This window comes from Pseudonocardia halophobica (genome assembly GCF_027922425.1).
Lineage (GTDB): Bacteria > Actinomycetota > Actinomycetes > Mycobacteriales > Pseudonocardiaceae > Pseudonocardia > Pseudonocardia halophobica.
The window spans coordinates 18,581-42,163 of sequence record NZ_BSFQ01000038.1 but is presented as its reverse complement, the minus strand read 5'-3'; the positions used below and the strand labels follow the sequence as shown (position 1 = coordinate 42,163).

Annotated in this window: 21 protein-coding genes and 3 tRNA genes; 15 read left to right on the top strand and 9 right to left on the bottom strand. The window is 73.4% G+C overall.

Annotated elements, in window-relative coordinates:
* Positions 1 to 252: 252 nt before the first annotated feature.
* The 3 genes from PKE99_RS30220 to PKE99_RS30210 form a co-directional block, all read right to left on the bottom strand.
* Positions 253 to 1,692 (bottom strand): sugar porter family MFS transporter, encoded by a 1,440-nt coding sequence (locus tag PKE99_RS30220; RefSeq protein ID WP_037051442.1) that lies wholly within the window; start codon positions 1,690 to 1,692, stop codon positions 253 to 255.
* A gap of 189 nt (positions 1,693 to 1,881) precedes the next feature.
* Positions 1,882 to 2,667 carry a DeoR/GlpR family DNA-binding transcription regulator gene (locus PKE99_RS30215; RefSeq protein ID WP_037051444.1) on the bottom strand — a complete coding sequence of 262 codons (786 nt, stop codon included), beginning with the start codon at positions 2,665 to 2,667 and terminating at the stop codon, positions 1,882 to 1,884.
* The gene (locus PKE99_RS30210; RefSeq protein ID WP_037051445.1) at positions 2,660 to 3,637 is read right to left on the bottom strand and encodes a LacI family DNA-binding transcriptional regulator; all 978 of its coding nucleotides are present in this window, start codon (positions 3,635 to 3,637) and stop codon (positions 2,660 to 2,662) included. Before PKE99_RS30210 ends, PKE99_RS30215 begins: the two co-directional genes overlap by 8 nt.
* 132 nt (positions 3,638 to 3,769) lie before the next feature.
* Between PKE99_RS30210 and PKE99_RS30205 the strand changes: the two genes are divergently transcribed.
* Positions 3,770 to 4,243, top strand: a complete 474-nt coding sequence (locus tag PKE99_RS30205) for an aromatic acid exporter family protein (RefSeq protein WP_269323051.1) — start codon at positions 3,770 to 3,772, stop codon at positions 4,241 to 4,243.
* Between the two features lie 173 nt (positions 4,244 to 4,416).
* On the opposite strand, the gene PKE99_RS30200 is transcribed toward PKE99_RS30205, so the two are convergent.
* The 4 genes from PKE99_RS30200 to PKE99_RS30185 form a co-directional block, all read right to left on the bottom strand.
* Positions 4,417 to 4,490: transfer RNA gene (locus tag PKE99_RS30200), tRNA-Phe, on the bottom strand.
* A 29-nt stretch (positions 4,491 to 4,519) separates the two neighbouring features.
* Positions 4,520 to 4,593, bottom strand: a tRNA-Asp gene (locus PKE99_RS30195).
* A gap of 19 nt (positions 4,594 to 4,612) precedes the next feature.
* Positions 4,613 to 4,685, bottom strand: a tRNA-Glu gene (locus PKE99_RS30190).
* A gap of 189 nt (positions 4,686 to 4,874) precedes the next feature.
* On the bottom strand, positions 4,875 to 5,135 hold the full coding sequence (locus tag PKE99_RS30185; RefSeq protein WP_156067997.1) for a hypothetical protein: 261 nt from the start codon (positions 5,133 to 5,135) through the stop codon (positions 4,875 to 4,877).
* 319 nt (positions 5,136 to 5,454) lie between these two features.
* On the opposite strand from PKE99_RS30185, the gene PKE99_RS30180 reads away from it, so the two are divergent.
* From PKE99_RS30180 to PKE99_RS30170, 3 genes are all read left to right on the top strand, one after another.
* Positions 5,455 to 5,736, top strand: coding sequence for a metal-sensitive transcriptional regulator (locus PKE99_RS30180; protein WP_037051449.1), 282 nt, complete (start codon positions 5,455 to 5,457; stop codon positions 5,734 to 5,736).
* A 38-nt stretch (positions 5,737 to 5,774) separates the two neighbouring features.
* Positions 5,775 to 5,993, top strand: coding sequence for a heavy-metal-associated domain-containing protein (locus PKE99_RS30175; RefSeq protein ID WP_037051451.1), 219 nt, complete (start codon positions 5,775 to 5,777; stop codon positions 5,991 to 5,993).
* A gap of 80 nt (positions 5,994 to 6,073) precedes the next feature.
* On the top strand, positions 6,074 to 6,445 hold the full coding sequence (locus PKE99_RS30170; protein WP_063739860.1) for a hypothetical protein: 372 nt from the start codon (positions 6,074 to 6,076) through the stop codon (positions 6,443 to 6,445).
* A 40-nt stretch (positions 6,446 to 6,485) separates the two neighbouring features.
* Here the strand turns inward: PKE99_RS30170 and PKE99_RS30165 are convergent, their stop codons facing one another.
* Positions 6,486 to 7,751 (bottom strand): GDSL-type esterase/lipase family protein, encoded by a 1,266-nt coding sequence (locus PKE99_RS30165; protein ID WP_051738068.1) that lies wholly within the window; start codon positions 7,749 to 7,751, stop codon positions 6,486 to 6,488.
* A gap of 280 nt (positions 7,752 to 8,031) precedes the next feature.
* On the opposite strand from PKE99_RS30165, the gene PKE99_RS30160 reads away from it, so the two are divergent.
* The 7 genes from PKE99_RS30160 (at position 8,032) to PKE99_RS30130 (ending at position 15,196) form a co-directional block, all read left to right on the top strand.
* Positions 8,032 to 9,921: a propionyl-CoA synthetase gene (locus PKE99_RS30160; RefSeq protein ID WP_037051454.1), complete on the top strand. Its 1,890-nt coding sequence runs from the start codon at positions 8,032 to 8,034 to the stop codon at positions 9,919 to 9,921.
* Positions 9,922 to 10,035: 114 nt separating this feature from the next.
* Entirely contained in the window at positions 10,036 to 10,788 is a 753-nt protein-coding gene (locus tag PKE99_RS30155) for an excalibur calcium-binding domain-containing protein (RefSeq protein WP_156067999.1), read from the top strand.
* Positions 10,785 to 11,429, top strand: coding sequence for a class F sortase (locus PKE99_RS30150; protein WP_037051455.1), 645 nt, complete (start codon positions 10,785 to 10,787; stop codon positions 11,427 to 11,429). Before PKE99_RS30155 ends, PKE99_RS30150 begins: the two co-directional genes overlap by 4 nt.
* Before the next feature lie 207 nt (positions 11,430 to 11,636).
* On the top strand, positions 11,637 to 12,050 hold the full coding sequence (locus tag PKE99_RS30145) for a hypothetical protein (protein WP_037051456.1): 414 nt from the start codon (positions 11,637 to 11,639) through the stop codon (positions 12,048 to 12,050).
* Entirely contained in the window at positions 12,047 to 12,238 is a 192-nt protein-coding gene (locus tag PKE99_RS30140) for a ferredoxin (RefSeq protein WP_037051458.1), read from the top strand. The genes PKE99_RS30145 and PKE99_RS30140 overlap by 4 nt, the downstream gene beginning before the upstream one ends.
* 46 nt (positions 12,239 to 12,284) lie before the next feature.
* Entirely contained in the window at positions 12,285 to 13,868 is a 1,584-nt protein-coding gene (locus tag PKE99_RS30135) for an acyl--CoA ligase family protein (RefSeq protein WP_037051459.1), read from the top strand.
* Between the two features lie 107 nt (positions 13,869 to 13,975).
* A complete protein-coding gene (locus PKE99_RS30130) occupies positions 13,976 to 15,196 on the top strand; it encodes an MFS transporter (protein WP_051738076.1) in 1,221 nt (406 codons plus the stop codon).
* 215 nt (positions 15,197 to 15,411) lie between these two features.
* Here PKE99_RS30130 and PKE99_RS30125 read toward each other — a convergent pair whose 3' ends face one another.
* A complete protein-coding gene (locus tag PKE99_RS30125) occupies positions 15,412 to 16,227 on the bottom strand; it encodes a DUF72 domain-containing protein (protein ID WP_037051461.1) in 816 nt (271 codons plus the stop codon).
* 28 nt (positions 16,228 to 16,255) lie between these two features.
* Here PKE99_RS30125 and PKE99_RS30120 point away from each other — a divergent pair, with 28 nt between their 5' ends.
* The 4 genes from PKE99_RS30120 (at position 16,256) to hrpA (ending at position 23,562) form a co-directional block, all read left to right on the top strand.
* Positions 16,256 to 17,563 (top strand): M20 family metallopeptidase, encoded by a 1,308-nt coding sequence (locus tag PKE99_RS30120; protein WP_037051514.1) that lies wholly within the window; start codon positions 16,256 to 16,258, stop codon positions 17,561 to 17,563.
* Between the two features lie 19 nt (positions 17,564 to 17,582).
* On the top strand, positions 17,583 to 18,401 hold the full coding sequence (locus PKE99_RS30115) for a serine hydrolase domain-containing protein (protein WP_051738069.1): 819 nt from the start codon (positions 17,583 to 17,585) through the stop codon (positions 18,399 to 18,401).
* A 387-nt stretch (positions 18,402 to 18,788) separates the two neighbouring features.
* Positions 18,789 to 19,049, top strand: coding sequence for a DUF8836 family protein (locus PKE99_RS30110; protein ID WP_037051463.1), 261 nt, complete (start codon positions 18,789 to 18,791; stop codon positions 19,047 to 19,049).
* 166 nt (positions 19,050 to 19,215) lie between these two features.
* Complete coding sequence (gene hrpA, locus PKE99_RS30105) at positions 19,216 to 23,562, top strand: ATP-dependent RNA helicase HrpA (protein ID WP_231498384.1); 4,347 nt, start codon at positions 19,216 to 19,218, stop codon at positions 23,560 to 23,562.
* Positions 23,563 to 23,583: the final 21 nt, after the last annotated feature.

Genomic DNA, 23,583 nt, shown 5'->3' with positions numbered 1-23,583 from the left:
CCGAGGGTGGCAGCGCAGGGGCGCGGGCGAATCGGGCCAGGGCGGGCACGCGCGCTACCGCACCGGTCGCGGATCGACGGGGCGCCGTACTCCCGCCGCGGTAGGGCCACCAGCTGACCGTCGAGGGTGGGCCGGCAGCACGGGCGTCCGCCCCGGCGAGCTCGACGGGATCGCCCGGTACCGCGGGAACACCCGCCCGGGGCGGACATCACCCGGCCGCCCCAACGGCGGCCGGGCGAGTCCGCCGGGGAGTCAGGATCCGTGGGCGTCGACCGGCGCGGACCGCGCCGCCTGCTTCCAGTCGTTCCGCCGGAGCTGGTCCTCCAGCTCCTCCAGGCTCCGGCCGCGGGTCTCCGGCGCGTACCGCTGCACGAACAGGATGGAGCCGACGTTGATGACCGCGAAGAGCCCGAACGTGGCGCTCGCCCCGAGGGCCGCGACCAGCGGCGGGAAGGCGAAGGAGATCGCCGCGTTGACCGTCCACAGCACGAACACCGCGATCCCCATGGCGAAGCCGCGGATCGTCATCGGGAAGATCTCCGACAGCAGGAGCCAGACGAGCGTGCCGATGAAGGTCTGGACGAAGAACACGACGATCAGCATCGCGGCGAGGATCAGGTAGCTGCGCCCGGTGGACTCGGGCAGCAGGAACGACAGTCCCAGCACCGCGTGCCCAATGGCGACGCCGCTGAACCCGGTGAGCAGCAGTGGCCTGCGGTTGATGTAGCCGAGCAGGATGATCCCGAGGACCGTACCGATGATCGCCACCACGCCCACCGTGATCGTCAGGACCAGCGACGCGCTGGCGCCCAGGCCCGTCGACTCGAGGATCGTGGGTGCGTAGTAGTTCACCGTGTTGATGCCGGTCGCCTGCTGCACGGTGGCGAGCCCGCAGCCGATCCAGAGGATCCGCCGCATCCAGGGGAACGCCCGCAGGTCGCGCATCGCCGCGCCCTTGTCCTCGGCGAGGTCCCGCTTCGCGTGCTCCGCGATGACGTTGTACTCCTCGGCGGCCTCGGCCTCGTCCCGGCTCAACGCGAGGACACGCTTCGTCTCCTCGAGCCGGCCGCGCACCGCGTACCACCGCGGGGAGTCCGGCAGGAAGAACATGCCCACGAACAGGGCGACGGCCGGGACGACCGCGACGGCGAGCATCCAGCGCCACACGTGCGGGTCCTTGATCAGGTGGTCGAGCAGCGCGTTCATCGCGAAGGCCAGGAACTGCCCCGTGACGATCATCAGCTCGTTGATCGTGACCATCCGGCCGCGGCGGTCCGCGGGCGCCATCTCGGCCAGGTAGAGCGGGCAGGTGGCGGCCGCCGCGCCGACCCCGAAGCCGAGCAGGATGCGGCCGACCGTCATGACCGCGACGTTCGGGGCCAGCGCACAGACGAGCGCACCGACCAGGAACAGGCCGGCGCAGACGAGCAGGCTGCCCTTGCGCCCGAGCTTGTCCGACAGCCGCCCTCCCAGCAGCGCACCGAAGGCGGCGCCCGGGAACAGCAGCGAGCTGACGACCAGTGCCTCGGTGAAGGACGTCAGCTGCAGGTCCGTCTTCATGTAGAGCAGGGCACCGGAGATCACGCCGGTGTCGTAGCCGAAGAGCAGGCCGCCGAGTGTGGAGATTACCGTCAGCTTGATCAGGAACCTATTGTGCGACCCCGACGATGTGGCCGACCGACTCGCCGTCATTGGCGTCTCTTCCCCTCGACTCACGACATTCTTCAGAACATCTGACACGCCCGCCGAGATCATCTCGACGGCGGCGTGACCAGGAGGCTAAGTAGCGAATGTGACCCGCGCAACACGAGGCCACGTTCTGGTTCGAACAATTCTTGTCGCTTTGCGAACACGCCGGGAGAATGTGTCGGGAATGGATGGTCAACTGCATCCGACCACGTCGAGCGGCACCTTTGCCGCTCGCAATGCGGCCGCGACCGGCGGCGGCGGGGGCCGGTCGGTCACCACCCGATGGAGAGGCGCCAGGTCCGTCACGCGGGCCGGTGCGGAGGCCACGAACACGTCCGTCGTCGCCACGAGGACGACCTCGTCCGCGATGCCCGCCAGCTTGCGCTGCACGCTCGCCTCGGCGGGCGAGTGCGCGTACGTTCCACGGGCGTCGACGGCGGAGGGCGCGAAGAAGAACGTGCGCGCCCGGAGCCGGTCGAGGGCCGCCTCGGTGGCCGGGCCGACGAAGGCGTGCCGATCCCCGAGCAGTTCCCCGCCGAGGGCGACCGTGCGCGAGGTGTACCGCCGCGCGGCCATCAGGGCCAGCACGGGCATCGAGTGCGTGATGAGCGATCCACAGAAGCTCGGTCGGAGCGCCCCGGCGAGCGCGAGGGCGGTCGGCCCCGCGTCGACGGCGATCGTATCCCCGTCGTCGACCGACGTCGCGGCGCGCTCCGCGACGCGCAAGCGACCGGCGCTGTGGCCGTCCTCCGGGAAGGCAGGGGTGTGCAGCTCCCCCGGCGTGAGTGCCGCGCCGCCGTGCACCATCCGCACCTGCCCGGCGGACTCGAGTGCGTGCAGGTCACGACGCACGGTCATCGGCGTGACGCCGAGCTCGCGCGCCAGGTCGGCGACCGAGAGGAAGCCCAGGGAGCGCAGCCTGGTGAGGATCCAGGACCGCCGCTCGACGCCCTCCTGGCGGGCTCCCGGGTCACTCACCGTGCCGCACCGGCCCGGTGCTCGACCGGACGATCAGCTCCGCCGCGAGGCGCACGGGCTCCGCCGGAGCGGGCCGTCGGTCGATCAGGTCGAGCAGGATCCGCACGCCGACCCGCCCGGACTCGGCGGCCGGCAGCCGCACCGTGGTCAGCCGGGGAGTGACCATCTCGGCGAGCGAGGTGTCGTCGACACCGACGACGCTCAGGTCGTCCGGCACCCGCAGGCCGCGGTCCGCCAGCCGGTTGAGCACGCCGACGGCCACCTCGTCGTTGTAGGCGACGACGGCGGTCGCGGAGGTGGCGAGGACCAGGTCCGCGGCCCGGACGCCGTCGGCGAAGCGGGCGTTGAACGGCCCGAGCTCGCGGGGCCGCACCCCCAACCGCCGGCAGGCGCCGTGGTAGCCGCGCAGGCGCATGGTGTTCGCGAAGCCGTCCGGTCCGGCGAGGTAGACGATCTCGCGGTGACCGAGCGCATGGAGGTGCTCGACGGCATGCCCCACGGCATCCGAGGCGTCCGTGACGACGGCGGGCAGCGCATCGAGCAGCCGGTTCGACAGGACGAGCGGGATGTCCGCGAGTTCACGCAGCGCCTCGTCCGACATCAGCGGGGAGACGAGCATCAACCCGTCCACTTGCGGGGCCATCGCCCGCGCCCACTGCTCCTCGTCCTGGGCACGCTCGTCGGAGCCGGAGACGAACAGGGCGTAACCGTCGCGGGCGGCCTCCTGCTGCACGGCCTTGGTGACGACGGCGGAGAACGAGTTCGCGATGTCCGGCACGACGATCCCGAGGTTCCCGGTGCGGCGCCGGGCGAGCGAGCGGGCGACGGGATGCGGGGTGTAGCGCAGCTCCTGCGCGACGGCGAGGACCCGGTCCCGAGTGTCCGGGGCGACCGCGTCCGGCCGGGTGAAGACGCGGGACACGGTCGCGGGCGACACCCCGGCCCGGGTCGCGACCTCACGGATCGACACGCGTTCCTCTCCCCTCCCGACGACCGGCTCGCCCATGATGAAACCGGTTTCAGAAACAGTCAAGGCTCAGGCGGTCGGGCGGACGGCCTTGTCCGGTGGCCCCCGCGGCCGCAGGCTCTGCCGGGACGGGCGGTGGCAGATGACGGAGAACGCGGCGCGGGCGCTGCGGCGACTCGGCGGCGACCTGCTGCGCCGCGTTCGCGAGCGCGACCGGTCGGCACTGGTCCGGGCCGGGCGGCTCACGGGGCGGCGGTCGCCGCATTCCTCGTGGCCCAGCTGCTCGGGCTGCACTACCCGCCCCCGCTGATCGCGGCGCTCACCGCGCTGCTCGTCATGCAGGCGACGCCGGCGAGCACGCTGGTCAACGGAGTGCAGCGGGTGCTGAGCGCGGTCTCCGGGGTGACGCTGGCGGTGCTGTTCGTGTCGTTCGTCGGGCTGACGTGGTGGAGCCTCGGAGCCCTCGTCGCGACGTGGATCATCGTCGGGCAGATCCTGCGGCTCGGCCCGCACCTGGTGGACTGGACAACCTCGAACACGCCCTGCTCATCCACCGCGGGATCGAGACCCCGACCGCCCCGGACGAGACCGAGCTGCATGCCGCACTGACGCGCTCCGCCGACCGAAGTGGCGGACCTGTTGCTCACGGATCCGCGCGGGAGTGGTGTGCTGTGGGAGCTCAACTCCGCACTGCCGACGGCCGTGGACCGCGTTCTGCAGGAGATCACGCGGCCGGCCAGACACGAACGGCCCGCGCAGGACGCGGGCCGTGGGAGAAGGTGTGGCCAGGGGCGGGGTCGAACCGCCGACCTTCCGCTTTTCAGGCGGACGCTCGTACCAACTGAGCTACCTGGCCCTGGCTCCGAGGGGAACCGGATGGTGAAGCGACCCAGACGGGACTCGAACCCGCGACCTTCGCCGTGACAGGGCGACGCGCTAACCAACTGCGCCACTGGGCCTTGCTGTATGGACCTACCGTACCCCCAACGGGATTCGAACCCGCGCTGCCGCCTTGAAAGGGCGGAGTCCTAGGCCGCTAGACGATGGGGGCTCGGATCACCGCTGGTGTTCCTCGACCTCCAACGGCTGTCCGTTGGGAGCGAGGAAACTATATGACACGCCCCCACGCCGCCCAAAATCGCCCCCCTATTACTGTGTTTCCGCAGGTCACACCGCGTGCGAGGGCGTCGATCGCGCCCGTTCGGCCCGGTCGGCGGCGTTTGTGACCTGCGGTACACCTTCAGCGGCAGACCGGTGGCGGCAGGTCGGGGTTGCCGGACACCAGGCCGAGCATGTCCAGCAGCAGCCGGAGATCGTCCGGGTCCTGCGAGTTCTCCGCGACCACGAGCCGGGCGCGGTGCACCTCGTCGTCGGAGACCCGGTAGGCGTCGGCCGCGGTGCGCGGACCGGGGATCGACCCCGAGGTCCGGTCCTCCCCGCCGGCGACCCCGTTCGAGAGCCCGTTGACAGAACTGCCCCGCACACTGTCGATCCCGCTCAACGACGTCTCCCCTTCGGTCGTGACCCCTGGCGCCCCGGGGTGACCCGCGGGCGGAGACGGGCACGGCGGAACGCACGACCGCCGATCCCCCGACCGACGCCGCGCCCCGTGACCGGCGTACACCCTGCGGCCACCCCCGTGGCCGTGGCCGGAACGTTACCCATCCGAGACCCGCATCGCATGCCCCTTCCCGGGTGAGCACCGCGACGGTGCGTCACACGATCGCCACGGTGCGAACAACGGTGTAGCCGGACCCACTTACCCCCTCGGGGTATGCTTGTCCCGAGAGCGACACACGGGCGACCCAGGGAGGAACGCGATGCCCGGTTACTCCGACGCCCGCGAGGCCCATCTCCGGCGGCTGCGCCGCATCGAGGGCCAGATCCGCGGCCTGCAGCGCATGGTGGACGACGACGTGTACTGCATCGACGTGCTCACCCAGGTCTCCGCGGCGACCCGGGCGCTGCAGTCCTTCGCTCTCGAGCTGCTCTCGGAGCACATGGCGGGGTGCGTCGTCGACGCGGCCCGCAACGATCCCGAGGAGGGCGCGGCGAAGGTGAAGGAAGCCGCCGACGCCATCGCCCGGCTCGTCAAGTCCTGACCACCCGCTGTCCGATCCGCACGAGAGGCTCCCCACCCATGAGCGTCGAGACCCCGTTCCGCACCACCGTCACGGTCGTCGGCATGACCTGCGGGCACTGCACCAGCTCGGTGCAGGAGGAGGTCGGCGAGGTCGCCGGCGTCCGCTCGGTCGAGGTCGACTTGGCCAGCGGCGCCGTCACCGTCACCGCCGACCGCGAGATCGGCCGGGCGGAGATCGAGGCCGCGGTCGTCGAGGCCGGCTACTCACTGGCCTGACCCCGGCTCCACCGGGCGGCACCCCCGGTCGGGGGTGCCGTTCGTGCGTCCGGGTGACGTGACGCCGCTACGCTCCCCGCATGGCCGGCTTCCGGGAACGACGCCCGTCGCGCCACGGCGCGCCCGCCCGCAGGGCCGCCGGGCCCGAGCTGGAGCAGCACGACCCCGAGCTCGACTCCTACCTGGCCGCCCTCGCCCCGGACGCCGAGCCGGGCGCCACGGAGACGACCGGCCGGTTCGGGACCGCCCAGGTCTTCCAGCTGCGGCTGCCGGCGCTGCGGATCGAGCAGCTCCGTCGCGTGGCCGACGAGCGCGGGACCTCTCCCGGCGCGCTGGCCACGGAGTGGGTGCTCGAGCGGCTCGAGCAGGAGGACGCCCCGACCGGGCCGATGCCCGTCACCGCCGCCGAGGCGGGCCGGCGGGCCCAGCTGCGGCTCCGCCGCCGGCGGTAGGCGCTCAGCGCAGCCACCGCGCGAAGCGACCAGCATTTCCTCATCGCGGCGCCGAGACCAGCACCCTCGCCGCGTCGCCCCCGGCCAGGCACGGGCTGCCGGTGAGCCGCGCCGGGTCGACGGCCGCGGCCAGCGCCCGGTAGCCCGCCGCCGAGAGGTGCAGCCCGTCGCCGGCGTCGAAGGCCGGCGCGAGCCGGGCCGGGTCGGCCGGGTCGGCCACCGCGGCGGCGAAGTCGAACACCCCGTCGGCGTGTGCCGGGCCCTCCGTGCGGATCCACCGGTTGACCGCCTCGCGCTGCACCACGGCGAAGGGGGCGCCGTGCGCCCCCGCGGTCGAGGGCGTGATCGTGGTGAGGAAGACCCGCCGCCCGTCCGCGCGGACCCGGTCGGCGTAGTCGACCAGCCCGGAGACGATCTCCCCGGCGTCCCGGCCGGCGGCGAGGTCGTTGGTCCCGATGTGCAGGACGACGTCCGCGGCGCCCGGCACCGAGGCGACGTCGGCGGTGTAGCGGGCCGCCGGGGCCTCGCCGGTCCCGCCGCCGAGCAGCTGGTTCGCCGAGATCCCGGCGTTGAGCACCGGCATGACGAGTCCGCCGGTGAGCCGCCCGGCCAGCGCGTCGGACCAGCGGTCGTCCCGGTCGGGGTCGCTGCCGACCCCGTCCGTGAGCGAGTCCCCGACCAGGACGACGGCGTTCTCGGCGCGCGGCGCCAGGACGTCGACGCCGGTGAGCACGAACCAGGACGAGACCGTCCGGCCGAACGGGCCGGGGTCGGCCGAGTCGGCCACGTCGCCCGGCGCGGAGACGTACGAGGTCTGCAGCGCGACGGGGTGCACGGCGACCCGGTCCGGCTCCTCCGGCAGGTACAGGCTGATCGCGAGCGGGGTGCCGCGCTGGGCGACGAACACCAGTGGGTCGCTGGCCAGCTCCTCCCCGGGCGGCACGACCACCGTCGGCGCGCCGGAGAACAAGACCGGGCGGGCGGTGCCGGGCACGAGCGCGGCACCCGACCCGGCCTCGGCCGCCGACGCGGAGTCGATCCGCAGGGGCCGCGTGCCGAACCGGTTGGAGACGCGGATGCGCAGCTCGGAACCGGTGGCCTGGGGGCGCACCAGCATCCGCAACGTCCGACCGCCCAGGTCGAAGGGCTGTCCCGCCTGCGGGCTGGTCCGCCAGGCCGCGACCCAGGCGGGACCGCACGGCGCGGGGGAGGAGCCGTCCTCGGCGCCGGACGCGCCCGTCGACCCGAACGGCAGCAGCGCGACGGCCAGGCCGAGCACGGCCGCGGCCGCCACCAGGCCTGCCACGACTCCCCGGCCACCTCGCACCCGGTGCAGAGCGTCCACCCACACCCCTTCGCCGACCATGGATCACCCGACCGGGGTGTGCCGGCGGGGTAGGTTCCTCACCCGAACGAACGATTTCGCTCGCCGCTCGGCCTATCGGCCATCCGAGTGGTGACGTTACGTCGACCACTCATGACGGTCCGTCGCCTCACCGAAGGGGCAGTTCGGCGCCCGCGGAGGCCCGGTTCGGCCTAGGGTCAGGGGCCGGAAGCGCGAGGACGTTCGAGGTCAGGAGGCCGGTGTGGGCGCGTACGAGGACGTTTTCCGGGCCAGCGTGGAGGACCGGGAGGGGTTCTGGTTGCGGGCGGCGGAGGCGCTCGACTGGCACAAGGCGCCGACGAGGGCCCTCGACGACTCGAACCCGCCCTTCTACCGCTGGTTCCCCGACGGGGAGATCAACGTGGCGCACAACGCGCTGGACCGCCACGTCGAGGCGGGTCGGGGCGAGCAGGCCGCGTTGATCTACGACTCACCGGTCACCGACACCAAGCGGACCTACACCTACGCGCAGCTGCGTGACGAGGTCGCCACCTTCGCCGGGGTGCTGCGCGAGCTGGGCGTCGGGCCCGGGGACCGCGTGGTGATCTACATGCCGATGGTGCCCGAGGCCGCGATCGCGATGCTGGCCTGTGCGCGGCTGGGCGCGGTGCACTCGGTGGTGTTCGGCGGGTTCGCCGCCAAGGAGCTCGCGGTCCGCATCGACGACGCCGCGCCGAAGGTCGTGGTGTCGGCCTCGTGCGGGATCGAGGGCAAGCGGGTCATCGAGTACAAGCCGCTGCTGGACAAGGCGCTCGAGCTCTCCGCGCACAAGCCGGACAAGCAGGTCATCCTGCAGCGCCCGCAGGCCGAGGCGGCGATGGGCGACAACGACGTCGACTGGGCCGACGCCGTCGGGAAGGCGTCGCCGGCCGATCCGGTGCCGGTGAAGTCGACCGACCCGCTGTACGTGCTCTACACCTCCGGGACCACCGGCAAGCCCAAGGGCGTGGTCCGCGACGGCGGCGGCTACGCCACGGCGCTGGCCTGGTCGATGCCCAACGTCTACGACGTCTCGGCCGGGCAGACGATCTTCACCGCGTCCGACGTCGGCTGGGTCGTCGGGCACTCCTACATCGTCTACGCGCCGCTGCTCGCGGGCGCCACGACGGTGCTCTACGAGGGCAAGCCGGTCGGCACCCCGGACGCCGGGCAGTTCTGGCGGGTCATGTCCGAGTACGGGGTGCGCTCCATGTTCACCGCGCCGACCGCGTTCCGGGCGCTGAAGAAGGAGGACCCGAATGGCGAGTACGCCCGCAAGTACGACCTGTCCGGGCTGAAGTACCTGTTCCTGGCCGGGGAGCGGCTGGACCCGGAGACCTACCGCTGGGCCTCCGAGCTGCTGGACATCCCGGTGATCGACCACTGGTGGCAGACCGAGACCGGCTGGCCGATCGTGGCGAACCCCGCGGGCATCGAGCTGCTGGAGATCAAGCCCGGCTCGCCGACCCGCCCGCTGCCGGGCTGGGACATCCAGATCCTCGACACCGACGGCCGCCCGGTGCCGGCCGGCGAGGACGGCGCGATCGTCGCCAAGCTCCCGTTGCCGCCGGGCGCGTTCCCCACCCTGTGGAACGACGACGAGCGGTTCGTGCAGTCCTACATGTCGGCGTTCGAGGGCTACTACCTCACCGGCGACGGCGGCCGGATCGACTCCGACGGCTACGTGTTCGTCATGGGCCGCACCGACGACGTCATCAACGTCGCCGGGCACCGGCTCTCCACCGGCGGCATGGAGGAGGTCCTGGCCAGCCACCCGGACGTGGCCGAGTGCGCGGTCATCGGCGTGGCCGACCAGATGAAGGGCCAAATCCCGCGCGGGTTCGTGGTCCTCAAGGCCGGCGTCGACGCCTCCGCCGAGGGGTATGAGGACAAGCTGCGCGCCGAGCTGGTCCAGATGGTGCGCGACCAGGTCGGCGCCGTCGCCTCGCTCAAGGAGGTCGCGGTCGTCCCGGCGCTGCCCAAGACACGCTCCGGGAAGATCCTGCGCAAGACCATGCGCGGCATCGCCGACGGCGCCGACGAGCCGGTGCCCTCGACCATCGAGAGCGTCGACGTCCTGGAGGCCCTGCGGCCCGTGCTCCGGAAGGACTAGCAGCCGCGCATACCAAAGATGGATGAGACGCGGTAATACGGAGGTAATCCTCGCGATAGGCGGGTCGGCCGTCGAGAAGAACCGGCGGCCGGGCCCCCCTTCGAGAGGACACCGATGCCCACTCGTGCCCCCGCACGCCACGTGATCCGCGCCGCGGCGCTGGTCGCCACCGTCTCCGCCGCCCTGCTGTTCGGCGCCACCGCACCCGCGCTGGCCCAGCCGACGGTCGGGGACAAGAACTGCTCCGACTTCGACACCTGGCGCGAGGCGCAGGACTTCTACGTGAGCGCCGGCTCCGGCGACCCGCACAACCTCGACGAGGACGGCGACGGGATCGCCTGCGAGACGCTCCAGGGCGCTCCGGGTTCGACCACGCCCACGACCACCCCCAAGCCCACGCCGACGACCCCGACCACGCCCCCGAAGCCCTCGCCCACCACGCCGCCGTCGCACGACGACCACGGCAACGGCGGCCGCGACGACCACGGCGGCAAGAACGACGGCCACAACAACAACGAGGACGACCACGGCGGCCGGGACGACCACCACGACGACGGGTGGAAGGACCGCGACGACCACGGCGACAACGGCGACGCCACCCACGACGACGCCACCCCCACCGAGGACGAGGACGACTCGACCACCGTCGACGCAGCCGTCGTCGTGGTGACCGGCGACCGCGACTGCGCCGACTTCGCCACCCAGGCGCAGGCCCAGGCCGTGCTGCTGGCCGACCTGTCCGACCCGGAGCGGCTCGACGCCGACTCGGACGGCATCGCCTGCGAGGACCACTTCGGCACCGAGGGCCGTCAGGTCGCGGTCTACCCGGTCGGCGGTGTGGCGACGGGCGGGGCCGGCCTCCGATGAGCCGCACCCGGATCCCGTCGCCCGCACGCCGGTTCCGCCGGCTCGCGGCCGGCCTGCTCGCCGGCACCGCGCTCGTCGTCCTCGTCGGGTGCAGTGCCCCGGAGGCGACCCAGCCGACGCAGACGTCCCAGCCGGCCGCGCAGGTCCCGGCGGCCGCCGCTCCGGCCGCCGCCACGGCGCCCCTGGCCGCGTCGGCTCCCGAGCGGCTCGAGGTCCCGTCGATCGGCGTCGCGTCCGGCCCGCTGCTCGAGCTGGGCCTCACCGCGGACGGCGCCCTCGAGGTCCCGGCCGACGCGACGACGGTCGGCTGGTTCGGCCTCGGCCCGACGCCCGGTGCGTCCGGGCCGGCCGTGCTGGCGGCGCACGTCGACTACAGCGGCGTGCCCGGCACGTTCACCCGCCTGTCAGCGATGGCCGTGGGCGACGAGATCCGGGTGGCCCGCGCCGACGGCAGCACCGCGCTGTTCACCGCCTACCGCGTGGCGCAGTACCCGAAGTCGGCCTTCCCGACCGAGGAGGTCTACGGCGACACCCCGGGTGCGGAGCTGCGGCTCATCACCTGCGGCGGCGCCTTCGACGACACCGCCCGCTCCTACGCGGACAACGTCGTCGTCTACGCCCGCCTCACGGGCACGGTCTGACCGGTCGGTGATCCGCCGTCGGGCAGCGGGACGTTCGGCAATCGAACGTCCCGCTGCCGGGACGCGGATCATGCACGCCCCCGTTCGGCGGTGGCGCTCGACCGTCCACCCGAACGTGTAACGCCCGGGTCCGGGACCTGCGATGAGGGAGCGACGGCACGCTCCCCCACCGGCCGTCGCACCCCACCGGAGAGGACCCCGCCTCCGATGCGTCACCCGCTCCGCCCGCGGCTCCCCGCGGTGCTGGCGGCGAGCCTGGCCGTGGTCGCCGTCGGCGGCCTGACCGGCGCCGCGCTCGTCGTCGACACCGGGCCGCCGGGCTCCGTGCTGGCCGCCGAGCTCCGCGTCACCCCGCCCGTCGCTCCCGTCGGATCCGTCGAGCCCACCGCCCTGCACCAGTCCGCGCACGTGCCCCGCACGCCCGTCACGACCCCGCAGGCCCCCGCGCCGCTGGCCCTCGCCGGCGCCGTCCGGGCCGCGGCGGCGGCCCGCGCGGAGGGCGACCGGACTCCCTGCCCGAGCACCCGCGCGGCCGCACCCCGCCTGCCGGGCACCGGCTCCAGGCAAGGGTGTCCTGAGTCACCCGGCACCGACCCGGGAGGTCCACCATTGACGCCATGAAGGTTCACGTGGACTTCGACCTCTGCGAGAGCAACGCGCTGTGCATGGCCGCCGCGCCGGAGGTGTTCGAGGTACGGGAGGACGACTTCCTCTACATCCTCGACGAGAACCCGCCGGAGGAACTGCGCGGCAAGGTCGAGGAGGCGGTCCGGGCCTGCCCGAAGGCCGCCATCACCCTCGAGGGCTAGTCGCGACCTGTTGCCCGGCCCGGGACCCAGCGGCGAGGATCGGCGGATGGATTCGGTCTGGACCACGCCGCTGACGCCGCTGAGCTTCCTGGGCCGCTCGGCCGAGGTGTACCCGGACAAGACCGCGATCGTCCACGACGACCGCACCTGGACCTACGCGGAGTTCGCCGCGGAGGCGACCCGCGTGGCGCACGGCCTGCGCGGCTCCGGCGTCGAGCGCGGGGACCGGGTGGCGTACCTGCTGCCCAACGTGCCCGAGATGCTGGTCGCGCACTTCGCCGTGCCGCTGGCCGGGGCGGTCCTGGTGGCGATCAACACGCGGCTGTCGACGGAGGAGATCCGCTACATCCTCGACCACTCGGGCTCGAAGGTGCTCGTCGTCGACGCCGCGCTGTACCCGCAGGTCGAGCCGGTCGCGCGGGAGCTGAAGACCGTCGAGGAGATCGTCACGGTGGTCGACCCGGCGACCCCGGGGGACGGCATCGGCTCCGGCGTCCGCTACGACGACCTGCTCGCCCGCGGCGCTGACGACCCGCTGCCCTGGGAGGTCGCCGACGAGGACTCGACGATCTCGATCAACTACACCTCGGGCACCACCGGCAAGCCCAAGGGTGTGCAGTACTCGCACCGCGGGGCGTACCTGAACTCCTTCGGCGAGATCGTGCACTCCGCGCACACGCCGGACAGCGTCTACCTCTGGACGCTGCCGATGTTCCACTGCAACGGCTGGTGCACGCCCTGGGCGCTCACCGGCATCGGTGGCACCCACGTCTGTCTGCGTGAGGTCCGCGGCGACCGGATCTGGCAGCTCATCCAGCAGCACGGGGTCACGCACCTCAACGGCGCCCCCACCGTCGTCACCACGATCATGCGGGCGGAGCAGGCGACGAAGCTGGACTACCAGCTCGTCGTCACCACCGCCGGCGCGCCGCCGAGCCCGACCACGATCCTGCAGATGGAGCGGATGGGCTTCCGGATCGTGCACGTCTACGGGCTCACCGAGACCTACGGGCCCTACTCGGTGAACCAGTACCAGCGCGCCTGGGACGACCTCGAGCCGGAGGAGCGCGCGCGGCTGCAGGCCCGGCAGGGCGTCGGGATGCTGCAGACCGACCGGGTGCGCGTCGTCGACAAGAACATGCGCGACGTGCCGCGGGACGGGCAGACGATGGGCGAGATCGTCATGCGCGGCAACAACGTGATGACCGGCTACTACGAAGACCCGGCGGGCACCGAGAAGGCGTTCGAGGGCGGGTGGTTCCACTCCGGCGACCTGGGGGTGATGCACCCCGACGGCTACATCGAGCTGCGCGACCGGGCCAAGGACATCGTCATCTCCGGCGGCGAGAACATCTCGACGGTCGAGGTCGAGCAGGCCGTGGTGTCGCACCCGGCGGTCCTGGAGGCCGCGGTGATCGGCGTGCCCGACGAGCAGTGGGGTGAGCGGCCCAAGGCGTTCGTCGTGCTCGCGCCCGGCGGCGAGGCCACGCCGGAGGAGCTGATCGCGCACGTGAAGTCGAAGATCGCCCGCTACAAGGCCCCGCGGGACGTCGAGATCGTCGACGAGCTGCCCAAGACCTCCACCGGCAAGATCCAGAAGTTCGAGCTCCGCGCCCGCCCCACCCCGTGAGTGCCTACTGTCCCTAGAGGGGCAGTAGGCACTCACGACCCCCGGCGACCTGGGATTCGTCACGTGCGCGCGAGATTCGGGTCGGAGGTCCGTTAGCGTTGCTCATCGTGAGCCGCGAACAGACCGCCTTCCGCGTGGGGGCCGGCGCGGTCGCGATCACCACCTCGACCGTGCTGCCGATCTTCCTGACCGGCGCGCTCGCGGTGCAGATCTCCGCCGAGCTGGGCTTCGACCCGGCGGGGCTCGGCCTGGTCGTGGCGCTGTACTTCGGCGTCTCGGCACTGGTGTCGCTGCCCGTCGGCAAGATCGTCGAACGCCTGGGCTCGGGCCGGACGAGCCGGATCGCCGTGCTCGGCGCCGCCACGTTCATGCTGCTCACGGCCGGTCTGGCGCGGAACTACGCCTCGCTGGTCGCGATCCTGCTCTGCGGCGCGTGGTGCAACGTCATGGGCCAGCTCTCCTCGAACCTCACCCTCGCCCGCTCGATGCCGGCCGCGCGGATGGGCCTGTCCTTCGGGGTCAAGCAGGCCTCGGTGCCGCTCGCCACGCTGCTCGCGGGCGTCGCCGTCCCGGCCGTCGCGCTGACCGTCGGGTGGCGCTGGGCCTTCGTGATCGGCGCGGCGCTGGCGCTGACCTCCCTCGCCGCCGCCCCGCGGGGGTCCGGCCCGGGTGCGAAGGACCGGACGGTCCCCGAGGACCGGGCGACGGCGGCGCTGTCGGTCATCGGCGCGGCCGCCGGCCTGGGCGCGGCGTCGGCGACCGGGCTGGGCATCTTCCTCGTGGCGTCGGCGGTGGACCGGGGCGTGGACCCCGGGCCGGCCGGCCTGGTCCTGACGCTCGGCAGCGTCGTCGGGCTGCTGATGCGGATGCTGCACGGCTGGCTCGCCGACCGGCGCACCGGGGGGCACGTCGCCGTGGTCGCCGGCTGCCTGCTGCTGGGTGCGGCCGGGCTGCTGCTGCTCGCCGTGCCGGGGCCGGTGCCGCTGATCGTCGGGACGGTTCTCGGCTTCGGGCTCGGCTGGTCGTGGCCGGGCCTGCTGCAGTTCGCCGTGGTGCGGCTGAACCCGTCGGCGCCCGCGGCGGCGACGGCGATCGTGCAGGTGGGCGTGTACGCCGGCGGGTTCCTCGGGCCCGTCGGGTTCGGGTTCCTGGCCGCGCACGCCTCCTTCACCACGGCCTGGATCGTGGCCGCCGCGGCGATGGTGGTCGCCGGCGTCGGGGTCCTGCTGGGTCGCCGGATGCTACTGGCGCATACGCGCAGGTCAGCAGGGGTCGTGAGTGCCGAGCGCCCCTCTGGCGGCACTCGGCACTCACGGGTCAGCGGGTAAGGCGCAAACCCTCGGAGCCCGCTCGGTCCGCTTCAGCGAGGGCAGCGACCGCCCGGGGACGAACGGCCCCAAGCTCGCCGCCGCCGAACGGCTCGGATCACCCGCTCCACGCTCGACCGCTCGGTGCGGGCGCTCGGGATCGACGACAAGCGATGGGCGTGAACCCGCAGGTCAGCCGTGGTCGTGAGTGCCGACTGCCCCTCTAGGGGCAGTCGTCACTCACGGAGTCGGCCGGCCAGGGAGATCGCGTCGAAGGGGGCGTGGACCTTGACGTCGTTGTCGAAGTAGACGACCACGTCGAGGCCCGCGGCGCGCCACCCGCGGATCCGCTCGGCCCACACGTCCAGGGCCTCCGGGGTGTAGCCGCTGACGTAGAGCTCCTGGTCGCCGTGCAGCCGGACGTAGACGTGGTCGGCGGTCACGTCGGTGAGGAAGGGCCACTTCCCCGCGGTGTCCGCGACGACGAGCGCAACGTCGTGCTCCCGCAGCAGGGCGAGGAAGGCCGGGTCGCGGAAGCTCTCGTGCCGGACCTCCACGGCGTGCCGCAGCGGGCGGTCCGCGTCCGTCTCCAGCAGGTTGCGGCCCTCGAGGCGCTCGTCGTGCTCCTTGGCGAGGTCGGCCGCGGCGCCGGTCGAGTGCGGAAGCAGCTCCAGGAAGGCCCGCATCCGGTCGGCGTCGAAGCGCATCCGCGGCGGCAGCTGCCACAGCACCGGCCCGAGTTTGGGCCCCAGCGCCAGCACGCCGGAGGCGAAGAAGTTGGCCACCGGGGTGCGGACCTCGCGGAGCTGCTTCAGATGGGTGACGAACCGCGGTCCCTTGACCGCGAACAGGAAGTCCGGCGGCGTCTCCTCGCGCCAGCTCACCCAGCTCTCCGGCCGCTGCAGCGAGTAGAAGGAGCCGTTGATCTCGATCGACGACACCGCGCGGGACAGGTACTCCAGCTCGCGGCGCTGGGCGAGGCCCTTCGGGTAGAACACGCCGCGCCACGGCGGGTACCGCCAGCCCGACGTCCCGGTGCGCACCTCCGCCACGTGGTCATCCTGGCCTAGGGTGCGGCAGGTGCGCAGCGAACCCGTCCGGCCCGACGACGGCTACCTCCGCGCCCTGGTGGCCGCGACGGAGCGGGCGGTCGCCGACGCCGAACCGCTGGACTCGGACCACGCCGGCGCCCCCGACGGGCTCCGCGAGCCGGTGGCCGACGCCGTCGTCGAGCTCGGCGACGAGCTGGTGGCGCTCAGCCGCGACCTGCACGCCCACCCCGAGACCTCGTTCGACGAGCACCGCTCCGTCGCCGCCGTCGCCGACCTGCTGAAGCGGCACGGGCACGAGCCCGAGCTCGGCGTCGGCGGACTGGAGACGGCGCTGCGGGTCGGCGTCGGGAACGACGGCCCGCACGTCGGCATCCTCGCCGAGTACGACGCGCTGCCGGGGATCGGGCACGGCTGCGGCCACAACGTCATCTGCACGACGGCGGTCGGCGCCTACCTCGCGCTGGCCGGCCGGGCGCCGGGCCGGGTCACGCTGTTCGGCACGCCCGCCGAGGAGGGCGGGGGCGGCAAGGAGACCATGGCGCGGGCGGGACTGTTCGACGACGTCGACGCCGTCGTGATGCTGCACCCCTTCTCGCACGACATCGCCATGCACCCGTTCCTCGGCCGCCGCCAGGTCGAGATGGTGTTCCACGGGGTGGCGGCGCACGCGGCGGCCCAGCCGTTCATGGGTCGCAACGCCCTCGACGCCGCCGTCGCCGCCTACACCGGGGTCGCGGCGCTGCGCCAGCACCTGCCGCCCGGCGACCGGCTGCACGGGGTGTTCACGGACGGCGGGGCGCGCCCCAACGTCGTCCCGGACCGGGCGGCGCTGATGTTCTACGTGCGCTCGACGGAGCCGGACACGTTGCGGGACCTGGCGGCGCGGCTCACCGCGATCGCCGACGGCGCCGCCCTGATGCACGGCTGCGGCGTCGAGCTGACCTGGGACGAGAAGCCCGCCTACCTGCCGATCCGGCACAACCGCACCCTCGCCGGGCGATGGGCGGTCAATCAGCGGGACTGCGGCCGGTCGCCGCTCGCGCCGGGCGTGGTGCCGGAGTTCCTCACCGGATCGACCGACCTGGGGAACCTGAGCTACCGGATGCCCGCCATCCACCCGATGCTCGCGATCTCCGGACCCACGGACTCGCTGCACACCGTCGAGTTCGCCGAGGCGGCGGGCGGCCCGGGCGGCGACGCCGGGGTCCGTGACGGGGCCCTCGGGCTCGCCCTGACCGCCCTGGACTACCTCGCCGACCCCGCGCTGCGCGAGGCGGTGCACGCCGAGTTCGAGGCGCAGGGCGGGGCGGTCGACGTGCCCCACTATTTCGAGTAGCGCCAACTAGGCTCGACCCGTGGATCTCGCCCGCGCCACGCGCGCCGTCCTGGACTGGCCCGTCGACCACGTCGCCGCCGCGGTGGTGGGCGCCGACGGGGAGGTCCGGGCGACGGCGGGCGACCTCGACCGGCAGTTCCGGCTCGCCTCGGTGACCAAGCTGCTCTCCGCCTACGCCGTGCTCATCGCGGTCGAGGAGGGGGCGATCGAGTGGGACGACCCGGCCGGGCCCGAGGGCTCCACGATCCGGCACCTCGCCGCCCACACCTCCGGCCTCGCCTTCGACTCCGACGACGTCCAGGCGAAGCCGGGCACCCGGCGGATCTACTCCAACGCCGGGTTCACGGTGCTCGGCGACGCGATCGCCAAGGCCAGCGGCATCGAGTTCCCGGAGTACCTGCGCGAGGCCGTCCTCGCCCCGCTCGGGCTCGACGCGACCGAGCTGCGCGGCCCGGCCGGCTCCGGCGCGTTCTCCACCGCCTCGGACATGGCGCGCTTCGCCGCCGAGCTGCAGGCGCCCACGCTGGTCGCGCCCGCGACCTTCGCCGAGGCCAGCCAGGTCGTCTTCCCCGGTCTCAACGGCGTGCTGCCCGGGTACGGCTCGCAGCGTCCCAACGACTGGGGAGCCGGCTTCGAGATCCGGGACGGCAAGAGCCCGCACTGGACCGGCACCCGCAACTCGCCGCGCACCTTCGGGCACTTCGGCCAGTCCGGCACCTTCCTGTGGGTCGACCCCGACGCCGGCGCGGCGTGCGTGGTCCTCACCGACCGGAAGTTCGGCGAGTGGGCCGTCGAGGCGTGGACGCCGTACAACGACGGGATCGTCGACGCCCTGTGAGCAGGCCGTAGGCGGCCGGATCCGGAACGTGACCCACGACACCCCCCGGATCCGGGAATCATCCGTGGGGCCCGCCCGTTGGACCCCATGTCCGAGCCGGGCGAGCAGTGTCCCCGGGCCGCAACAGATAAACGCCGCCGCGGAATACCGTACGGCTGGAGCCGCGGTGCGCCACTCGCCGCGAGGCGACCTGCGTCCGGCTCGGACCCCATCGTCGACCAGGGAATACCTCCCTGCCGGCGTGGGTTGGAAGAAGCGTCCGGATCGGGCGGACACCGTGTCCCCGGGTCTCAACCATCCGCCGCTGCGAGCGGCCACGCGCCGAGAGGCGACCGGCCGTCCGGTCCGGGCCTTCCCCCCACCCCTACTTCGCTCGAGGAGCACGCCATGAAGGGCGACCGCGTCGAGATCGTGGTCGACGCCGGCAGCGGCACCACCAAGACCTACGAGGTCGAGGCGACCCGCGCCGGGCGTCGCGTCGACATCGCGCAGACCCGCGGGACCGTCGAGGTCAGCGAGGTCACCCGCGGGGGCACGGCCGTGCGCACCGCGCGCTTCCTCTCCGGCCGCGTGATCGCGCTCGTCGAGCACCCGGCCGCGGACGAGCCGGTGGCCGAGGAGATCACCCCGACCCTGCGCTCGGCCTGAGGGGCACGCCCGCAATCCCCTCGCGCCGATCCCGCCGCGTCCGCCACACTGGGCCGGACGCGGGTGTGATCCACACCGCCCGCCGGAACAGATCCTCCGGCCGGCCCGTTGGACCACGTGCCCGCCGGGCGCGGTCCTCGCCCCCGACAGGCAGACTTGCACAACGATGACCTCCATCCGAGCCACCGGGAACACGGCTGCGCGCGCGGGCGATCCCTCCGCACGCACCGGCGTTCCCCTCCCGTCCGGTCCGCCTCCCACCACAGCGACCGGACCCGCCGCCCCGCAGGCCGCGGCAGCGCCCCAGAACGGCAGCGCTGCGGCCCCGGAGAGCGGCGACCGGACCCGCCGCCGTCCACCCCGCCGGCGCGGGTCCCGGGGCCGGAGCGCACCCGCCGAGAGGCGGGGGAACGCGCCCGGCCCCGCCAGCGCCTCTCCGGACGGCCGCTCCGACGGCCGCCCCGTCGACGAGCGCCGTGACGGCGGCCCCGACTCGGGCCGCGACCCCGGTCGCGACTCCGGTCGTGACTCCGGGAACGGTCGCCGCCGCGGCCCGCGCCCGGAACGGACCGAAGCCGCCGCACCGTCGCTGCCCACGGAGGTCCTCGCCGACGTCGAACGCCGGATCGGCGAGCTGGGGCCGCACGACGCGGCCCGCCTGACGCGCCGGTTCCGCGGCGCCCGCCGCTCCGGCGACGGCACCGCCCAGCAGGCCGTGGCCGACGCCGTCGCCGCGGCCGAGCACCGCCTCGAGCGCCGCCGCGCCGCCGTGCCCCGGATCGCCTACCCGCCCGCCCTGCCCGTCAGCGCGCGCCGCGAGGACATCGCCGCCGCGATCCGCGACCACCAGGTCGTGATCATCGCCGGTGAGACGGGCTCCGGGAAGACCACGCAGCTGCCCAAGATCTGCCTCGAGCTGGGCCGCGGGGTCACCGGCACGATCGGCCACACCCAGCCGCGGCGGCTCGCCGCGCGCACGGTCGCCGCCCGCATCGCCGAGGAGCTCGGCACCGAGCTGGGCGACGTCGTCGGCTGGAAAGTGCGGTTCACCGACCAGGTGGGCGACCGCACGATGGTCAAGCTGATGACGGACGGCATCCTGCTCGCCGAGCTCGCCGGCGACCGGGACCTGCTGCAGTACGACACGCTGATCATCGACGAGGCGCACGAGCGCAGCCTCAACATCGACTTCATCCTGGGCTACCTCACCCGGCTGCTGCCCCGGCGTCCCGACCTCAAGGTGATCATCACCTCGGCCACCATCGACCCGGAGCGCTTCTCCCGGCACTTCGGCGCGGCCGGCAACCCGGCCCCGATCGTCGAGGTCTCCGGCCGCTCCTACCCCGTGGAGGTCCGGTACCGGCCCGTCGTCGACCCGGACGACCCCGACGCCGACCCGGACCGCGAGGAGATCGACGCGATCGGCGACGCCGTCACCGAGCTGCAGCGCGAGGGCCCCGGCGACATCCTCGTGTTCCTGCCCGGCGAGCGGGAGATCCGCGACACCGCGGACGCGTTGACGCGCCGGAGCTACCGCAACACCGAGATCCTGCCGCTCTACGCCCGGCTGACCACCGCCGAGCAGCAGCGCGTCTTCGCCCCGCACCCCGGCAACCGGATCGTGCTGGCCACGAACGTCGCCGAGACCTCGCTGACGGTCCCCGGCATCAAGTACGTGATCGACACCGGCACGGCGCGCATCTCGCGCTACTCGCGGCGGCTCAAGGTGCAGCGGCTGCCGATCGAGAAGGTCTCGCAGGCCAGCGCGAACCAGCGCGCGGGACGCTGCGGCCGCACGAGCGACGGCATCTGCATCCGGCTCTACGCCGAGGACGACTTCGACGCGCGTCCCGAGTTCACCGACCCGGAGATCCTGCGGACCAACCTGGCGTCGGTCGTGCTGCAGATGATCGCGCTGGACCTCGGGGAGATCTCCGAGTTCCCGTTCGTGGAGCCGCCGGACAAGCGCGACGTCGCCGACGGCCTCGCCCTGCTGCACGAGCTGGGCGCGGTCGACCACGGCGCCCTGACCGCGGTGGGCCAGGCCCTCGCCCGGCTGCCCGTCGACCCGCGCCTCGGCCGGATGCTGGTGGAGGCCAACCGGACCGGCTGCCTCACCGAGGTGCTGGTGATCGCCGCGGCGCTGTCGGTGCAGGACCCGCGCGAGCGGCCGACCGAGCAGCGCCAGGCCGCCGACGAGCAGCACAACCGCTTCCGCGTGGAGGGCTCGGACTTCCTCGCGTTCGTCTCGCTCTGGCAGTACCTCGCGGAGCAGCGGGAGGCGCTGTCCGGCAACCGGTTCCGCCGCACGCTGCGCGAGGAGTTCCTGCACTACCTGCGCATCCGCGAGTGGTGGGACCTGCACGGCCAGCTCCGGCAGGCCGCGCGCTCGGCCGGGATGACCGCCAACGACTCGCCCGCCGACGCCGACCGGATCCACCAGGCGTTGCTGTCCGGGCTGCTGTCGCAGGTGGGGCTGCTGGAGGAGACGGACAAGCGCAAGGACCCGAAGGAGCGGACCAGGAGGGATCGACCCGGCGCACGGGACTACCTCGGCGCCCGCAACGCGCGGTTCGCGATCTGGCCCGGCTCGGCACTGGCCAAGAAGCCGCCGCGCTGGGTGATGGCGGCCGAGCTCGTCGAGACCTCCCGGCTGTGGGCGCGGACCGTCGCGCGGATCAAGCCGGAGTGGATCGAGCCGCTCGCCGGGCATCTCGTCAAGAGGACGTATTCGGAACCGCACTGGTCGCGCAAGCGTGCGAGCGCCGTCGCGACCGAGCGCGTGACGCTGCACGGCATCCCGGTGATCGCCGACCGGACCGTGGAGTTCGGCCGCATCGACCCCGAGGTGTCGCGCGACCTGTTCCTGCGGCACGCGCTCGTCGAGGGCGACTGGGAGACACGGCACCGCTTCTTCCACGCCAACCGCGAGCTGCTCGACGACGCCGAGGAGCTCGAGCACCGCGCCCGCCGTCGGGACCTCGTGGTCGACGAGGACACGCTGTTCGACTTCTACGACCGGCGGGTGCCGGCGTCCGTGGTGTCGGGCCGGCACTTCGACTCCTGGTGGAAGAAGGAGTCGAAGCGGAACCCGGACCTGCTCGACTTCACCGTCGAGATGCTGGAGACCGAGGCCGCGCGGGGTGTCGACCGCTCCGCCTATCCCGACCACGTCGCCGCCGGCGGGCTCACCCTGCCGCTGTCGTACGCGTTCGAGCCCGGGCACCACACGGACGGCGTGACCGTCGACGTCCCGGTGGCCGCGCTGCACCAGGTCGACCCGACGCCGTTCACCTGGCAGGTCCCCGGGCTGCGCGAGGAGCTCGTCACGGCGCTGATCAAGACGCTGCCGAAGACGTTGCGCCGCAACTTCTCCCCGGCCCCCGACCACGCCAGGGCCGTCCTCGCCCGGGTGCGCGCCGGGGACGAGCCGCTCCTCGACGCGCTGGAGCGCGAGCTCGGCCGGATGCGCAACGTGCGCATCGGGCGGGACGACTGGGAGCTGGACCGGCTGCCCGAGCACCTCGTCGTCACGTTCCGGGTGGTCGACGAGAAGGGCCGCGAGCTGACCCGGGGCACCGACCTCGAGGCCCTGCGCGAACAGCTCGCCCCGCAGGTCCGGCAGGAGATCGCCGCCGCGGGCCGGGACGTCGAGCGGAGCGGGCTGACGACGTGGGACCTGGGCGACCTCCCGCACGAGCTCCCGATCCGCCGCGGCACGCACGTCGTGACCGGCTTCCCTGGGCTGGTCGACCGCGGCAGTTCCGTCGATGTCCGGGTGTTCGCCACCGCCGCCGAGCGTGACGCCGCGCATCGCCGCGGCGTCCGGCGGCTGCTGCTGCTCGCCACACCCTCGCCGGCCAAGCAGGTGCAGCGCGGGCTGGACAACAAGGCCAAGCTGACGCTGTCGCGCAACCCGCACGGCAGCGTCGACGCCCTGCTCGAGGACTGCCTGACCTGCGCGGCCGACCACCTGATCGCCCGCGCCGGCGGCCCGTGCTGGGACACCGCCGGGTTCGAGCGGCTCCGGGGCGTCTTCGCCCAGCACCTCGGTGGCACCACGATGCAGGTGCTGCAGGCCGTCCGTGCCGTGCTGGACCGCTGGCACCCGGTGCAGGCGGCGCTCGCCGAGCTGCGCTCGCCCACCACGCGCGAGGGCGTGGCGGACATCCGCGCGCAGCTCGACGGCCTCGTCGGCCCGGGCTTCGCGACCGCGGCCGGGGCGAACCGGCTCGCCGACGTCGCCCGGTACCTGCAGGCCGTCGGGATCCGGATCGACAAGCTCCGCACCGACCCGGCCCGCGACGCCGAGTGGACCGCGCAGGTCCACGTCGTCGCCGACGAGTACGCGGACGAGATCGCCGGCCTGCCCGCGGGCGTCGATCCCCCCGCGGGCCTGGTCGAGGTGCGCTGGATGATCGAGGAGCTGCGGGTGAGCCTCTACGCCCACCCCATGAAGACCCGGTACCCCGTCTCGATCAAGCGGATCCAGAAGGCGCTCGACGAGCTCTGACGGTTCGAGGTGCCGGGCGGC

Coding starts and splice junctions, on each gene's coding strand:
- PKE99_RS30220 (WP_037051442.1), bottom strand. CDS start 1,692: ATGACGGCGAGTCGGTCGGCCACATCGTCGGGGTCGCACAATAGGTTC.
- PKE99_RS30180 (WP_037051449.1), top strand. CDS start 5,455: ATGCCCGGTTACTCCGACGCCCGCGAGGCCCATCTCCGGCGGCTGCGC.
- PKE99_RS30175 (WP_037051451.1), top strand. CDS start 5,775: ATGAGCGTCGAGACCCCGTTCCGCACCACCGTCACGGTCGTCGGCATG.
- PKE99_RS30170 (WP_063739860.1), top strand. CDS start 6,074: ATGGCCGGCTTCCGGGAACGACGCCCGTCGCGCCACGGCGCGCCCGCC.
- PKE99_RS30155 (WP_156067999.1), top strand. CDS start 10,036: ATGCCCACTCGTGCCCCCGCACGCCACGTGATCCGCGCCGCGGCGCTG.
- PKE99_RS30150 (WP_037051455.1), top strand. CDS start 10,785: ATGAGCCGCACCCGGATCCCGTCGCCCGCACGCCGGTTCCGCCGGCTC.
- PKE99_RS30145 (WP_037051456.1), top strand. CDS start 11,637: ATGCGTCACCCGCTCCGCCCGCGGCTCCCCGCGGTGCTGGCGGCGAGC.
- PKE99_RS30140 (WP_037051458.1), top strand. CDS start 12,047: ATGAAGGTTCACGTGGACTTCGACCTCTGCGAGAGCAACGCGCTGTGC.
- PKE99_RS30135 (WP_037051459.1), top strand. CDS start 12,285: ATGGATTCGGTCTGGACCACGCCGCTGACGCCGCTGAGCTTCCTGGGC.
- PKE99_RS30110 (WP_037051463.1), top strand. CDS start 18,789: ATGAAGGGCGACCGCGTCGAGATCGTGGTCGACGCCGGCAGCGGCACC.
- hrpA (WP_231498384.1), top strand. CDS start 19,216: ATGACCTCCATCCGAGCCACCGGGAACACGGCTGCGCGCGCGGGCGAT.